General features: G+C 72.8%; 14 protein-coding genes. 7 read left to right on the top strand and 7 right to left on the bottom strand.

All coding sequences use genetic code 11. The annotated features are described in order from the left end of the window. Nucleotides 1–1,216 (bottom strand): DUF692 domain-containing protein (locus tag ACFU99_RS15185; RefSeq protein ID WP_384391205.1); only part of this gene is annotated, 1,216 nt, incomplete at its 3' end. Between the two features lie 356 nt (nucleotides 1,217–1,572). Here ACFU99_RS15185 and ACFU99_RS15180 point away from each other — a divergent pair. Next, complete coding sequence (locus ACFU99_RS15180) at nucleotides 1,573–2,250, top strand: nuclease-related domain-containing protein (RefSeq protein WP_384391202.1); 678 nt, start codon at nucleotides 1,573–1,575, stop codon at nucleotides 2,248–2,250. A 48-nt stretch (nucleotides 2,251–2,298) separates the two neighbouring features. On the opposite strand, the gene ACFU99_RS15175 is transcribed toward ACFU99_RS15180, so the two are convergent. After that, entirely contained in the window at nucleotides 2,299–2,775 is a 477-nt protein-coding gene (locus ACFU99_RS15175; protein ID WP_384391199.1) for a BlaI/MecI/CopY family transcriptional regulator, read from the bottom strand. 315 nt (nucleotides 2,776–3,090) lie between these two features. Between ACFU99_RS15175 and ACFU99_RS15170 the strand changes: the two genes are divergently transcribed. Beyond that, complete coding sequence (locus ACFU99_RS15170; protein WP_384391197.1) at nucleotides 3,091–3,480, top strand: DUF6083 domain-containing protein; 390 nt, start codon at nucleotides 3,091–3,093, stop codon at nucleotides 3,478–3,480. Between the two features lie 161 nt (nucleotides 3,481–3,641). Here the strand turns inward: ACFU99_RS15170 and ACFU99_RS15165 are convergent, their stop codons facing one another. Then, the gene (locus tag ACFU99_RS15165; RefSeq protein ID WP_384391209.1) at nucleotides 3,642–4,568 is read right to left on the bottom strand and encodes a LysR family transcriptional regulator; all 927 of its coding nucleotides are present in this window, start codon (nucleotides 4,566–4,568) and stop codon (nucleotides 3,642–3,644) included. 168 nt (nucleotides 4,569–4,736) lie between these two features. On the opposite strand from ACFU99_RS15165, the gene ACFU99_RS15160 reads away from it, so the two are divergent. Then, nucleotides 4,737–5,153, top strand: a complete 417-nt coding sequence (locus ACFU99_RS15160) for a darcynin family protein (protein ID WP_384391194.1) — start codon at nucleotides 4,737–4,739, stop codon at nucleotides 5,151–5,153. A gap of 4 nt (nucleotides 5,154–5,157) precedes the next feature. Here ACFU99_RS15160 and ACFU99_RS15155 read toward each other — a convergent pair whose 3' ends face one another. After that, on the bottom strand, nucleotides 5,158–5,997 hold the full coding sequence (locus tag ACFU99_RS15155) for a peptidyl-tRNA hydrolase (RefSeq protein WP_384391192.1): 840 nt from the start codon (nucleotides 5,995–5,997) through the stop codon (nucleotides 5,158–5,160). Nucleotides 5,998–6,063: 66 nt separating this feature from the next. Between ACFU99_RS15155 and ACFU99_RS15150 the strand changes: the two genes are divergently transcribed. From ACFU99_RS15150 to ACFU99_RS15140, 3 genes are all read left to right on the top strand, one after another. Then, nucleotides 6,064–6,738 carry an AIM24 family protein gene (locus ACFU99_RS15150; RefSeq protein ID WP_384391189.1) on the top strand — a complete coding sequence of 225 codons (675 nt, stop codon included), beginning with the start codon at nucleotides 6,064–6,066 and terminating at the stop codon, nucleotides 6,736–6,738. 97 nt (nucleotides 6,739–6,835) lie between these two features. Continuing rightward, nucleotides 6,836–7,798 (top strand): ATP-binding cassette domain-containing protein, encoded by a 963-nt coding sequence (locus tag ACFU99_RS15145; RefSeq protein WP_384391186.1) that lies wholly within the window; start codon nucleotides 6,836–6,838, stop codon nucleotides 7,796–7,798. After that, nucleotides 7,795–8,481, top strand: coding sequence for an ABC transporter (locus ACFU99_RS15140; RefSeq protein ID WP_384391182.1), 687 nt, complete (start codon nucleotides 7,795–7,797; stop codon nucleotides 8,479–8,481). The genes ACFU99_RS15145 and ACFU99_RS15140 overlap by 4 nt, the downstream gene beginning before the upstream one ends. Nucleotides 8,482–8,509: 28 nt before the next feature. Here ACFU99_RS15140 and ACFU99_RS15135 read toward each other — a convergent pair whose 3' ends face one another. Then, nucleotides 8,510–9,928 (bottom strand): alkaline phosphatase PhoX, encoded by a 1,419-nt coding sequence (locus tag ACFU99_RS15135; protein WP_384391179.1) that lies wholly within the window; start codon nucleotides 9,926–9,928, stop codon nucleotides 8,510–8,512. 235 nt (nucleotides 9,929–10,163) lie between these two features. On the opposite strand from ACFU99_RS15135, the gene ACFU99_RS15130 reads away from it, so the two are divergent. After that, complete coding sequence (locus ACFU99_RS15130; protein ID WP_384391176.1) at nucleotides 10,164–10,790, top strand: TetR/AcrR family transcriptional regulator; 627 nt, start codon at nucleotides 10,164–10,166, stop codon at nucleotides 10,788–10,790. A 53-nt stretch (nucleotides 10,791–10,843) separates the two neighbouring features. Here ACFU99_RS15130 and ACFU99_RS15125 read toward each other — a convergent pair whose 3' ends face one another. Together ACFU99_RS15125 and zapE are read right to left on the bottom strand one after the other, a co-directional pair. Continuing rightward, the gene (locus ACFU99_RS15125) at nucleotides 10,844–11,953 is read right to left on the bottom strand and encodes a hypothetical protein (RefSeq protein WP_384391174.1); all 1,110 of its coding nucleotides are present in this window, start codon (nucleotides 11,951–11,953) and stop codon (nucleotides 10,844–10,846) included. 22 nt (nucleotides 11,954–11,975) lie between these two features. After that, on the bottom strand, nucleotides 11,976–12,781 hold an 806-nt coding region (gene zapE / locus ACFU99_RS15120; protein WP_384391171.1), incomplete at its 5' end, for a cell division protein ZapE.

Genomic DNA, 12,781 nt, shown 5'->3' with positions numbered 1-12,781 from the left:
GGTGGGTACGGGCGTAGCGGAGGAACGCGGGCCGGTAGCCGTCGCCCAGGATGACCGGCAGTTCCGGCGCGACCTTCGCGACCACGTCGGCCCGCTTCGCCGCCAGCGCCTCCGACTGCACCCGCAGCCGCTCCCGGTCGAACCCCGCCGGTACGGGCGCGCCGGCGACCAGCGCGGACAGCAGCCCGCTCAGATCCAGGGCGAGCCGCCCACGGGCCCGGCCGGTGTCGTGGGCGCCGCCGGGTGCGTACCGCCGCTGCTGCGGGATGGTCGCGGGCGGCGGCGGTGGTGTGTACGGGCGCGGGGCCGCCACGTCCGGTGCGCGGGTGCCGGGGGTGCCGGGGGTGCCAGGGGTGCCGGGGGTGCCGGGGGTGCCAGGGGTGCCGGGGGCGTCGGGAGCGGCGGCGTGGACGCGGGGAGCGGCGAACACCGCGCGCACCTCGGCCAGTTCGGCGGCGAGGGCGTCCGCGCCGGGGAAGTCGTCGTCGCGTTCGAGGAGGACGCCGGGCGGTGCGACGCGGGACCGGAGCTCGGCGAGGATGTCGAGGACCGGGCGGGTGACGGGGTGGGCGTGGGTGTCGTGCCAGACGCCGTCGCGCTCGACGCCGCCCGCCACGTGCACGTAGGCGATGGCTTCCAGCGGGAGTTCGTCGAGAGCGGCGGCCGGGTCCTCGCCGCGGTTGATGTGGTTGGTGTGCAGATTGGCGACGTCGATGAGCAGCCGCACGCCTGTCCGGTCCACCAACTCGGCGAGGAACTGCCCCTCCGTCATCTCCTCGTCCGGCCAGTTGACGAGCGCGGCGATGTTCTCCAGGGCCAGGGGCACGGGCAGGGCGTCCTGGGCGATCCGGACGTTCTCGCACAGCACGTCGAGCGCGTCGCGCGTGCGCGGCACGGGCAGGAGATGCCCGGCCTCCAGCCCCCTGGCCCGTACGAAGGCGATGTGCTCCGTGACCAGCGGCGCCCCCAGCGCCACGGCCCGCTCGCCGAGCGCGGCCAGCCATCCGGCGTCCGGCCGCTCCGCCCCGCCGAGCCCGAGCGAGACGCCGTGCGGCACGACGGTCGTGCCGCGCTCGCGCAGCCGCCGCAGCGCGTCGGGCAGCGCACTCGGGCAGATGTTCTCCGCCACCACCTCGACCCAGTCGACGCCGGGCAGCCGCGCGATGTCCCCCGCGATCTCCGGCCGCCAGCCGATCCCCACCCCAAGACGCTCCACCCGGCTCCCCTAACGCTCCCCGCGTTCGCCAGACCCCTGCGAAGGTCATGCGCCCGGGGCCGTCCGGGAAACCGCCGACGGCGGAATTCAGAGATGGATTTGAGCTTTCGGCTCGGGGAGCGGGGTGGCGAAGAGTCGCGCGCGAGGCGCGAGGCGCGAGGCGCGCGGTCCGCGCGCGGGGGCGGTACGGCGGGCCCTGCGGCGCGGGTGGCCCGACTGGTGAGACCCCGCAGCCGGGGGGATGGTGCGGGGTCTCATGTCGTCCAACGGATGGGCGTTTGGGCAGGTTCCCGCACTTCTGCCGAAATTCCCGCAGACGCTTGTCCGGAGCGGCACGCTGCTGCTGCCATTGGCGGGTGGGCGATGGGTGGAGCATCCCGTGGAAGGGGGACGACCCCGAGCGGTTGTTCCTGGCACCCGATGACGATCTTGCGCCGAACCGGCCCGGCGAGGCGCTGCGAGCCAGGCTCGACGCCTCCCGCGCCGGCCCCGGCCGGCTCCTGGCGGCGCGCCTGCTGGGCCGCCGCCCGCAGGAGGACGAATGGCGGCGCGGCCTGGAGGGCGAGCAGTTCGTCGGGTCCGAACTGGAGGAGCTGACGGCCGTCGGCTGGCGGGTGGTGCACTCCATACCCCTGCCCGGGGAGGCCGACATCGACCACCTGCTGATCGGGCCCGGAGGAGTGTTCTGCGTACAGGCCCAGCTGCTCCGCCGGGCCGCTGTCCGGGTGGGCGAGGACGGGGTGCGCGTGGGGCGGGAGCGGCAGCCGCGTCCGTATCTGCGGACGGCGCGGCGCGAGGCGGCGCGCGCCGGGTTCGCCCTGGCGCGGGGCTGCGGCTTCGAGCCCGAGGTACTGCCCGTACTCGTCCTCGTGGCGGCGGCCCGCGTCGAGGTGGCCTCCGTCCCACGAGGCATACGGGTGCTGCGGGAACGGGACGTGACCCGGCTCGGCGAGCTCGGCGGGGTGCTCCACCCGGAGCGCGTCGAGCGCCTCTACACCGTCGCCCGCAACCGCCGGACGTGGCTGGACGTGTGACGGGGAGGCCGTACGGGGTCGGGGTCACCAGCCCGCCGGGCCGGGCCTCTACGCCCCGTTCCTCTCCCGCCCCTCGTACGGGGTGGCACTCGCGCGTGGGGTGGCGCTCTCGCGCGGGGCGGTGCGGAGGAGGTGGCGCAGCAGGTCCCCGTCGGCGTCGGACAGGTCGTCGACGAAGCGGGTCAGCACGGCCTCGCGGTCGGGCCGGGCGTCGAGGACCTTGCGCATCCGGAGGGCGGCGAGGCCCGGTTCGTCGGCCACGGGCGCGTAGGCGTACGCACGGCCGCGCGGGGCGCGGGTCAGCACCTCCTTGCCGTAGAGGCGGGAGAGGATCGTCACCACCGTGCTGTAGGTCAGCTCCCCGCCGAGGCGGGTCAGGACCTCCCCAGGAGTGAGCGCGGCGGCGGCCCGCTGGAGGGTGGCGAGGACCTCGCTCTCCAGCGCCCCGTTGGCCCGGCGCCGGGCCGTGCCCGCCGAGCTGGAAGAACTCGCCGGAACCGCTGGGCCGTCCGTATCCGATTCCATGCGCGCGTCGTTCCCTCCACTCGCCTCGTACGGCCGGACAGCACTTCTACAGGTGAGTAGAAGTTCCGTTCCCGAGTGTGCCACCGCCGAGGGCGTCGGCCAAAAGCTCCGGCCGCGTGATTCCGGAGTTCAGCGGGGCTTTGCACAAGAGACGCGCATACAACGCCTATTGCTGGAAAGATCTGTCACGTCAGCGAGTCGGACAAGTCATCCGCGAGAAAGACCTGTTGGCGCGGGCCGATTGGTGGGGAGCCGATGTTCTCTGGCCATCGAGATCGTGATCGTGACGAAGAGCGCGGGTCCAGCCGGGACCCGGTGAAGCTGGCGGACACGCTGCCGGCCGTCCTGGACGGCATCGCGCGCGCCGCCCGGACCGCGACGCCCGTACCCGACCCCAAGACCGGCCGATCCCGTGCCCGTACGGCCTGCACCCGCTGCGGCGGCGCGGCGGCATGGCACCGCACGGTGCGCGGCCGCTGGATTCTCATGGAGCCCGGCGCCTGGCCGCTGACCGTCATTCCCGCGGGCAAGCGCTGGCGTATCGCCGGTGACGGTACGGCTGTCAATCTCGGCTCCACCGTCCCTTCGGACACCTGCCGCATCAGCCATTTCGACATCTGCCCGGCACGCCCGGCACCCACTGGTTCGGCCGCTCTGCTCACGCTGTGGCGGCGTAATTCCCGGCGCGGGGCGGAACACGACTGACTTTACGAACGGGGCGGCGCGGGCCTTCCCATTCGCCGCTTGGTGAGTCCGGAAAACGGGAGCATTCGACACCCTGCCAGGTTTCTTCGAGGGTCCGCCGAGGCTTCCCCACGCGCCCCGGGCATCCCCCTGAAGCCGCCGCTCGTTCCCGGCCAACCGTTCTAGCCGGTGGGCGTGTTGGTACGGGCGTGGAGTACTCGTCGTACCGCGGCGCGCAGCCACTGGTGGGCCCCGTCGGCGGCGTGGCGGGGGTGCCAGGCCATGCCGATGGTGACCGGCGGCAGCGGCAGGGGGATCTCCAGGAGGCGCAGGCCGAAGGTGGCGGCGATGTCGGTGAGGGGGGAGGGCGCGGCGCCGGGGAGGACGGTGGGGATGAGGCAGACGACGTCGCTGCCCGCGGCGAGGGCCATCGCCGCCAGGTGGCTGGGGAGGACGACGGCGACCCGCCGGTGCAGGCCGTGCTCGGCGAGGGCGGTGTCCAGCGGGCCGGTGAACCGGCCGCGGCGGCTGACCGCGACATGCTCGGCGGCGGCGAGCCGGGCCGGGGTGAGGGGCTTGTCGGCGAGGGGGTGGCCGGGGCGGACCGCCGCCGCCATCCGGAGCGTGACCAGCTCCTCGACCCGCGTCTCGGGGTCGACGTGGTCGGTGGAACCGGCCTCCAGGTCGATCCGCCCGTCGCGCAGCGCCGGCCCGGCCTCCAGGTCTTCGGCCCGGAACCGCAGTGAAACTCCCGGCGCCTCCCGCCGGACCAGTTCCAGCAGCGCGGGAGCCAGCGCCGCGCCGATCAGGTCGGCGGCCTGAACGGTGAAGGTGCTCCGCAGCGTCGCCGGATCGACGCCGGCGCCGGGGCTGAGCAGCGCGCCGAGGCTGCGTACGACCGCCGCGGCTTCGTCGCGCAGTTCCTGGGCACGCGGCGTAGGGACCATGCTCTGCCCGGCCCGGACCAGCAGGGGGTCCTGGAGGACGCGGCGGAGCCGGGCCAGGGTGCGGCTCATGGCGGCGGGGGAGGTGTGCAGCCGCGCGGCGGCGCGGGTGACGCTCTCCTCGGCCAGCAGGACGTGCAGGGCGACGGCGAGATTGGCGTCCAATCCCAAGCCGTTCTCCGGGCTGCTTGCGCTCTTCACCAGCGAAATTCCATTTCAGGCAATGATCCGTTGCTGATGTTCCCATTGTGGCAATCCGGTGATCCTCCGCAGGATGAAGGCATACCGATTCACACCCCAGATCCCTGGATCCCTGCCTTGGAGGCATTCGCCATGTCCGCCGAAAAGTCCGCCGAAAAGTCCGTCGAAACGTCTGCCGAAACGTCCGCCGCGGCGACCGCCACGCCGCCCGTCACCGCCTTCATGCTCATCAAGACCATGCCCGAGTGGCTCGCCATGACGCCCCGTGAGCGGATGGACGCCATGACCGACAAGGTCATGTCCGTCGTCAAGGCCAAGACCACCGGCGTCCGTTCGCGCTTCTACGACACGGAGTTCTACTCCACCCGCGTCACCGACGTCTGGGTCTGGGAGGCCGACGACCACAACGCCTACCAGCTCCTGATCGACGCGCTGCGCGAAACCCCCTTCTGGGACCGCTACTTCGAGGTCGTGGAGCTCCTCGTCGGCATCGAGAACGGCTACGCGCGCACGTACAACGTCGACCCCGTCACCACCGTGGCCACCTGAGCGACTACCGTCCCCGCAGCGCCGGGTGGTCCGCCACCACCGTGCAGGACCCCGGAGCGATCTCGGTGAATCCGGCGTCGCGGACCAACGGCAGCCCGCTGCCGGTCAGTTCCGCCCACGCGCGCGGCTCCGCCGTCCGTACGGACAGCGGGAACCCGGCCGCGCGCCAGGCGGCGCGCTCCTCGGCGTCCAGCTCCCACCAGGCGAGCTGGGCGCCGTGGCCCGCCTGGGCCATGGCCTTGCCCGCCGACATGTCGAGCTCCGGGCTGAGCCACAGCACCGGGCTCTCGGGATCGAAGGCGGGCGGGGGCTCCGGGTCGTCGAGGTCCGTGCCCGAGACCTGGAGCTTGACCAGTTCCTTGGGCCAGCCGTCCAGCGGTACGGGTGGGTAGACGCGGACCTCGGCGGCGCGGCCCCGTACGGTGATGCCGGGCAGGGTCTCCGCGCGCCGCCACTCCGCGCCGCGCGCCCGCCGTACCACCTTGCGGATACGGGCGTCCTGCCAGTCCCGTACGGCCTGCGCCCACTCGCCGCGCGCGCCGCCCTGCCCGTCGCCGTCGCTGTCGCCCTCGCCCTCGCTGTTTTCGCTGTCCCCGCCGCTTCCGCCGCTCCAACCGTCCCCGTCGTCGTCCCTTCCGGTCTCGCCGCCGTCCTCTCCGAACGACGCGCGTTCGTCCGAGAGCAACGTGAGCACCGCGCGCGCCGCCGTCTCCAACGCGTCCGTACGCGCCGGGGGCGCGGACTTCTCGATCCGCACGACGAGCGGCAGCACGTACTGGGGCGCCGCGTCCCGGTCCGTCTCCTCGTGGCGGAACGGACTGGTGGCGGCGCTGGAACTGGTCATCCGCCCAGTCTGCCAGCCACCCCGCGCACTCTTGGCGGAGGCTTCCGTTCCGGGTGATCATTGGCCATGCACAGTGACCTCTTCGCCGCCGAGCACATGGCGCAGCCCGCGACCGCGGCCGGCATGACCGTACAGAACGCCAAGTCGATCAAGTACACGGTCCAGGGCGAGTGCTACGCGCGCCAGGGCTCGATGATCGCGTTCCGTGGGGACCTCCAGTTCGAGAAGCAGGGCCAGGGCGTCGGCAAGTTCCTCAAGCGCGCCGTGACCGGCGAGGGGCTGGCGCTCATGGCGGTCCGCGGCCAGGGCGAGGTCTGGTTCGCGCACGAGGCCGCCAACTGCTTCATCGTCGACCTCGCCCCCGGCGACGGTCTCACCGTCAACGGCCGCAACATCCTGTGCTTCGACCCCACGCTCTCCTACGAGATATCGGTCGTGAAGGGCGCGGGCATGACCGGCGGCGGCCTCTTCAACTCCGTCTTCACCGGCCACGGCAAGCTCGGCATCATCTGCGAGGGCAACCCCATCGTCATCCCCGTCAGCCAGCACGCCCCCGTGTACGTGGACACCGACGCCGTCGTCGGCTGGAGCGACCGCCTCCACACCTCCCTGCACCGCTCCCAGAGCCTCGGCTCCATGCTGCGGGGCGGCTCGGGCGAGGCGGTCCAGCTCATGCTGTCGGGGGAGGGCTTCGTGATCGTACGGCCCAGCGAGGCCAAGCCGGAGAAGACGGCCAACTGAACGGGCGGCTGACCGGGCTGACCGGGCGACTGACCAGCTTCGGCTACCGTCGACCCGCATGGGCGGCAGTACAGGCAACGCGAACGCGACAGGTGACATGAGGCTGCGAGGGGTCGGCAGACGGTACGGACTCGGCGGCCCCTGGGTGCTGCGCGGCGTCGACCTCGACGTGCCGCCGCGCTCCCTCCTGCGGATCGAAGGCGCCAACGGCACCGGCAAATCCACCCTGCTGCGCGTGCTCGCCGGCATCGACGCGCCCAACGCCGGCAGCATCACCGGCCGCCCGCGCACCGCGTACGTCCCCGAGCGCTTCCCACCGGCTCTGCCCTTCCCCACCAGCGGTTATCTGGCCATGATCGGCCGCGTGCACGGCCTGGGCCGGGCCGCTGCCCAGCGGGCGGCGGCCGAATGGCTCGACCGGTTCGGCGCCGGGGCCCACGCCCGTACGCCCCTGGCCGAGCTCTCCAAGGGCACCAGCCAGAAGGTCGCCGTGGTCCAGGCCCTGCTCGCCGCGCCCGAACTCCTCGTCCTCGACGAGGCGTGGACCGGCCTCGACCACGCGGCACGGGACATCCTCGACGAGGCGGTCCGGGATCGGGTCGCCGACGGCGGCGCCGTCGTCTTCGTCGACCACGATCCGCGGCGGCTGGCGGGCGCGGCCGACGCCGTGTACCGGGTGGGGGCCGACGGACGGGTGGCCGCCGCAGAGCCTGCGGAACAGGGAGGCCCGGAAGGCCGGGGAGGCGCGGCCACGGCGGCCACGGCGGATACGGCCGACCCGCGCGTACGTATCCGCGTACGCATCGAGGCCCAGGGCCCGCCCGGCGCGACGCTCCCGCCGGACCTGCCCGGCGCGCCCGCGTACGAGCCGGAGCGCGACGGAACGGTCGGGCTCACGGTCTCCGCGGCCCACTCCGACGCGGTGCTGAGCGCCCTCCTCGCGACCCGGCCCGCCTGGCACATCCGGGAGGTCGTACGAATCGAGAAGGCGGTCGGCCCACGTGAGCAACCCCGCCCCGACGACCCCCGCGACCACTCCCAGAGGCCCGACCGCACATGACAGCCCTGACTGATCTGCCCGCTCTCTTTCGCTACCAGGCCGCGCTCCTGATCCGTTCGCACCGCCTGCTGCCGCCGCTGCTCCTGTACGTGCTGATCATGGGCATCGGGGTGCAGGCCGGGCAGCCGATCCTCGACTCGTTCGGCTGGGCCGGGGTCGCGCTGCTGCTCGTCGCCGCGTGGTTCGTACGGATCTGCGTGACGAACGAGCCGCCGGCCGCCCGGCACGTCGCCGCCGCCGCGACGAGCCCCGCCCGGGTCCACCTGGCGAGCGTGCTCACCGCGCTCACGTGCTCGGTCGCCCTGGGGGCGATCGGCACCGCGTTCGTGGCGATCGTCAGCGATCCTCGCAGCTCCGACCGCCAGATCGACGTCCCGGTCGGACCGGCGACGCTGGCCGGGCTGCTCACCGCGCTCGCCTGCGCGCTCCTCGGCACGGCGGTGGGCGCCCTCTGCAACCGGCCCCTGCTGCGCGGTACGGGCTGGACCATGCTGTTGACGATGGTCGTCGCGATGCTGGTCCTGGTGGTCGACGGCTCGCCCGCGCACGCCGCCGTGACCGGGCTCGTCACCGGTTCCGCCAGCGGCCGGGTGACGATCCCCCTGCTGCCGCTGGCGGCCACCGCCGTACTCGCCGCCATGGCCACGGCCGTCGCCTGCGCGCTCAGCTCACGGCGGGAGTAGCCGGCCGCAGACAGCCGCAGGCGATCGTTCAACGCCGCCACGGCCCCGAAACCGCGAACGTCGTGCCGGGTGTGTAGACGTTGACGTACATCGTGCGGTGGTCGGGGGAGAAGGTGACGCCGGCGAACTCGCCCCACGCTGGCTTGTCCGGGGTGCCGATGTTCTGCCGCCCGCGCGCCATCGGGTAGACGTCGCCGCCGGTGGTCACGCCGAAGACGTACTGCGCGCCGTCGCCGTCCTCGCAGACCATGAGGCCGCCGCCGGGCGCGAGGGTGATGTTGTCGGGGGACTCGCCGGGGAGCTGTACGTCCGTACGCGGGCCGAAGACGACGACGAGCGTGAGGCGGCGGCGGTGCGGGTCGTACCGCCAGACCTGGCCGAAGTGGTCGGCGGCCGAGCCGTTCGCGCGCTTGGCGAAGCTGGAGACGAAATAGACGCTGCGGCCGCCCCAGTAGCAGCCTTCGAGCTTCTGGGCGTGGGTGATGCCGCGGCGGCCGAAGTCCTGGAGGCGTACGGGGGTTTGGCGGGCGAGGGGGTCGGGAACAGCCGCCCATTCGATGGAGTCGAAGACGGCGCCCGGCTCCTGGACCACGGAAAGGTCGGGTACGCCCGGTACGCGCATGGCCTCCAGCCGGCCCCCGGCGCGCAGGGAGCCCCGGCCGCCGAGCGGTTTGTGGGGGTGGAAGCGGTAGAAGAGGCCGAAGGGGCGGTCGAAGGCGTCCTCGGTCTCGTAGACGACGCCGCTGTCCGGGTCGACGGCGATGGCCTCGTGCTGGAAGCGGCCCATGGCGGTGAGCGGCACGGCGCCGGTGCGGCGCGGGTCGTAGGGATCGACTTCGAAGACGAAGCCGTGGTCCTTGGTGTAGCCGTTGGTACCGGCCTTTTCCTCGTTCTCCTCGCAGGTCAGCCAGGTGTGCCAGGGGGTGGGGCCGCCCGCGCAGTTGGTGGAGGTGCCGGCGATGGCGACGCGTTCGCCGAGCACGCGGTGGTCCGCGTCGAGTTCGAGGGCCGTACAGCCGCCCATGCCCATGGGGTCGTAGGTGAGGCCGTCGACGGCGGGGACGCGGTGGGCGGCGGCGGGGCGGTTCTCGTGGTTGCGTACGAGGTGGACGCGCCGGTCGCGGCCGCCGGCGTGACGCCCGCGGCCGGGGAACGCGGCCATGCCGTCGTGATGGCTCGGCACCTTGCCCTCGCCGGAGCGGAGCGGGTCGCCCTCCCGCGACAGGACGCGGTACCGGAAGCCCTCGGGGAGGTCCAGGAGGCCGTCGGGGTCGGGGACGAGCGGGCCGTATCCGGCCCCTCCGCTCCCTCCGCTCCCTCCGTTCCCTCGGGGGTCCGGGGCCGCGGCGGCCGTACCGGCGAACAGTTCGGGGACGGCGCCCGCGAAGGCGATCCCCGCGCCCAGCGCACCGGTTCTGGCCAGAATCTGACGTCGTGTAGTGGACATGAAGCGACTCCCTGCTGGCGGACAGGAGCGAGTGGTCAGGAGCGAGCGAACACTGTGACGCGCTTGTGTGTAGCACGCGGTCACCGCTGCCGGAAGCAGGTGCGTGGGACGTTTCACCGGCAGGCCACGGCATAATTATGAGTAATTACTCACGTAGTGCGAGTGCGAGTGCGAGTGCGGGCGCGGATGCGCACTGTTCCGCATGATGCCCAGAGCCACCACTGAGGGGATCGCCATGACGTCGGGTCAACGGCGGCTACAGCCGCGCAAACAGCCGAAGCAGGTACGCGCCGAGCTGACCCGCGGACGCATCCTGACGGCGGCGGCCCAGGTCTTCGCCGACTACGGCTACGCCGCGGGCACCACCAACCGGATCGCCGAGCGGGCGGGGATCTCGATCGGTTCGCTGTACCAGTACTACCCGAACAAGGACGCCATCCTCGCCGAACTGACCGCCGCCCACCTCGACGCCGGCCTGGCCCTTGTACAGAGCCACCGCGACGGCGAGCTGCCCGAGTCGCTCGAAGACATCCTCCGCCTCTTCGTACACGCCGCGATCAGCGACCACCGCGGCCACCCCGAGCTGCTCCGCGTCCAGTTCGAACAGACCCCGCGCACCCCGCAGATCTTCGAGATGATGTACGAGTACGAGGCCGCGAGCGTCGACTTCACCAGGTCTCTCCTGGAACGCCACCCCGAAGTCCGCGTAACCGACACCGAAACCGCCGCCCGCCTCGTCGTCACCTCCGTGGGACTCCTCGTCCACCAACTCGTGGCCGAGCCCAACCCCATCGACGTCGACCGCTTCGAGAACGAACTCGTCGCCATGCTCACCCGCTATCTGACGGCGGCGGGGGCCTGACCTGCCGGGCGGGGTCCTGACCGGAAGGTCACCGCTGGGGACCGATGGGGACGCTAGAACGGCCGGTCGTACGGGTGGGCCGTGACGCGGTCGTAGATCGCGCGGAGCCAGGGGCGGCGGACGGCGGGGAGGCGGGCCAGGGTGGCGAGGAAGGCGGATGAGGTGGGGCGGAAAGGGCCCCAGGGGTGGAGGGGCAGCGGGTCGTCGCGGAGGACGCCGTCGGGCAGGCCGCCCGTCACGGGTACGGGGACGGGGGAGTGCGCGCGGTGGAAGGCCAGGTACGTCCATACGCCGGCGGCCAGCGGAACCACGGCCGCCCCGGCGTACGCACCGCCCTGCGGCGGCTGCCACACCTGGTCCGTGATCGGGTGGCGCGGGACCAGGACGATCTCAGGGTCCGAGAGAGCGGGCGGCAGGCCCGGACCGGCCAGAATCGCTCTCTTCGCCGGTGAGCCCGGTCGTTCCGGCGGGAGCAGCGCGTCGAGCGCGTAGCCGAAGATGTCCGTCATGAGGCCGTCCGGTACGGCCACGGGGCCGCCCTCCGAAGCCGCCACCAGATGGGCCAGCGCCGCCCCGACCGACGGGGGCCACACCGGGTTCCATGCCCCGCACTGTTCCACCGGCGGCGTGTCCTGCCGGCCCTCGGCCAGTGTCGACCAGGTCGGGGGCTCGGTGAGTCCGTCGGAGCTGTCGGCCGGGACGCGGCGTACGGCCTGCGGAGCGAGCCACACCGCTTGCCAGACCGAGCAGTCGTCGACGAGGGTCGCCACCGCCTGTCCGCACTGCTCGCAGTCGAGATTCGGGCCGTCCCGCCCGTCCAGCCCATGGCAGTAGCCGTCACACCGCTCGGGTATCAGGGTGGTGCCGCGCACGTCGCCCGGCGCGATGACGATCGTGCCCGGCTCCCCGAAGGAGAGGCGGTGAACCGGCGCGTACACGCCCCGCGCCTCCGCCTCGGCCGCCTCGATCTCGTTCCACGGACGCCACGGCGGCCCGTACGGCTCCGGGTCGACGGCGTACGTCCTCGGCGCCATCAGCGGGGGAAGGAGGTCATGGCCGTAGCAGTGATGGGCGTGCACGGGGAGCGCCACCCGTGACACAGGCGCGGTCAGCGCGGCGTCGCACCGCGCGCACACGAACACCGCCGCCACATATCCCCCCATACGCCGGTAACCCTGAACCTCTCTACCCCTCCGCCAGCCCCTTGGCGTCGCGTGCGAGCGCGGTCAGCCGGGAAATGGCGCGGAAGTACTTCTTCCGGTAGCCGCCCTTGAGCATCTCCTCGCTGAACAGCTCGTCGAACGGCTTCCCCGAGATCAGTACCGGCACCTCCCGGTCGTACAGCCGGTCGGCGAGCACCACCAGCCGCAGCGCCGTCGACTGGTCCGGGACCGGCTCGACCCCGGTCAGGCAGACGGCCCGGACGCCGTCGCACATCGCGCCGTAGCGGCTCGGGTGGACCTGGGAGAGGTGTTCGAGGAGGGAGGGGAAGTCGTCGAGGGAAGCGCCTTCCGTGCGGTACGCCACCTTGGTGACGGTCTCGTCGTCGTACGGCGCCGGGGCCTGCGGCAGCCCCCGGTGGCGGAAGTCCTCGCCGTCGATGCGCAGCGGGCGGAAGTGCGCGGACAGGCCCTGGATCTCGCGCAGGAAGTCGGCGGCGGCGAAGCGGCCCTCGCCGAGCTTGCCGGGGAGGGTGTTGGAGGTCGCCGCGAGCGCCACGCCCTGTTCGACGAGGCGGCTCAGCAGGGAGGAGACGAGCACCGTGTCGCCGGGGTCGTCGAGCTCGAACTCGTCGATGCACAGCAGGCGGTGGCCGCCCAGCGTCCGTACGGTCTGCTGGAAGCCGAGCGCCCCGACGAGGTTGGTCAGCTCGACGAAGGTGCCGAATGCTTTCTGCTCCGGGGCGGCCGGGGTGGCGTGCCAGAGCGAGGCCAGCAGGTGGGTCTTGCCGACGCCGTAGCCGCCGTCGAGGTACACGCCGCGCGGACCGG

This window comes from Streptomyces sp. NPDC057654, from assembly GCF_042800135.1.
In the GTDB taxonomy this organism is placed as follows: Bacteria; Actinomycetota; Actinomycetes; order Streptomycetales; family Streptomycetaceae; genus Streptomyces.
This window is presented reverse-complemented; position numbering and strand designations above follow the sequence as displayed.

Bases quoted from the DNA above. Each gene is read 5' to 3' on its own strand.
- ACFU99_RS15175 (WP_384391199.1), bottom strand. From the start codon at position 2,775: ATGGAATCGGATACGGACGGCCCAGCGGTTCCGGCGAGTTCTTCCAGC.
- ACFU99_RS15160 (WP_384391194.1), top strand. From the start codon at position 4,737: ATGTCCGCCGAAAAGTCCGCCGAAAAGTCCGTCGAAACGTCTGCCGAA.
- ACFU99_RS15155 (WP_384391192.1), bottom strand. From the start codon at position 5,997: ATGACCAGTTCCAGCGCCGCCACCAGTCCGTTCCGCCACGAGGAGACG.
- ACFU99_RS15150 (WP_384391189.1), top strand. From the start codon at position 6,064: ATGCACAGTGACCTCTTCGCCGCCGAGCACATGGCGCAGCCCGCGACC.
- ACFU99_RS15145 (WP_384391186.1), top strand. From the start codon at position 6,836: ATGAGGCTGCGAGGGGTCGGCAGACGGTACGGACTCGGCGGCCCCTGG.
- ACFU99_RS15140 (WP_384391182.1), top strand. From the start codon at position 7,795: ATGACAGCCCTGACTGATCTGCCCGCTCTCTTTCGCTACCAGGCCGCG.
- ACFU99_RS15135 (WP_384391179.1), bottom strand. From the start codon at position 9,928: ATGTCCACTACACGACGTCAGATTCTGGCCAGAACCGGTGCGCTGGGC.
- ACFU99_RS15130 (WP_384391176.1), top strand. From the start codon at position 10,164: ATGACGTCGGGTCAACGGCGGCTACAGCCGCGCAAACAGCCGAAGCAG.
- ACFU99_RS15125 (WP_384391174.1), bottom strand. From the start codon at position 11,953: ATGGGGGGATATGTGGCGGCGGTGTTCGTGTGCGCGCGGTGCGACGCC.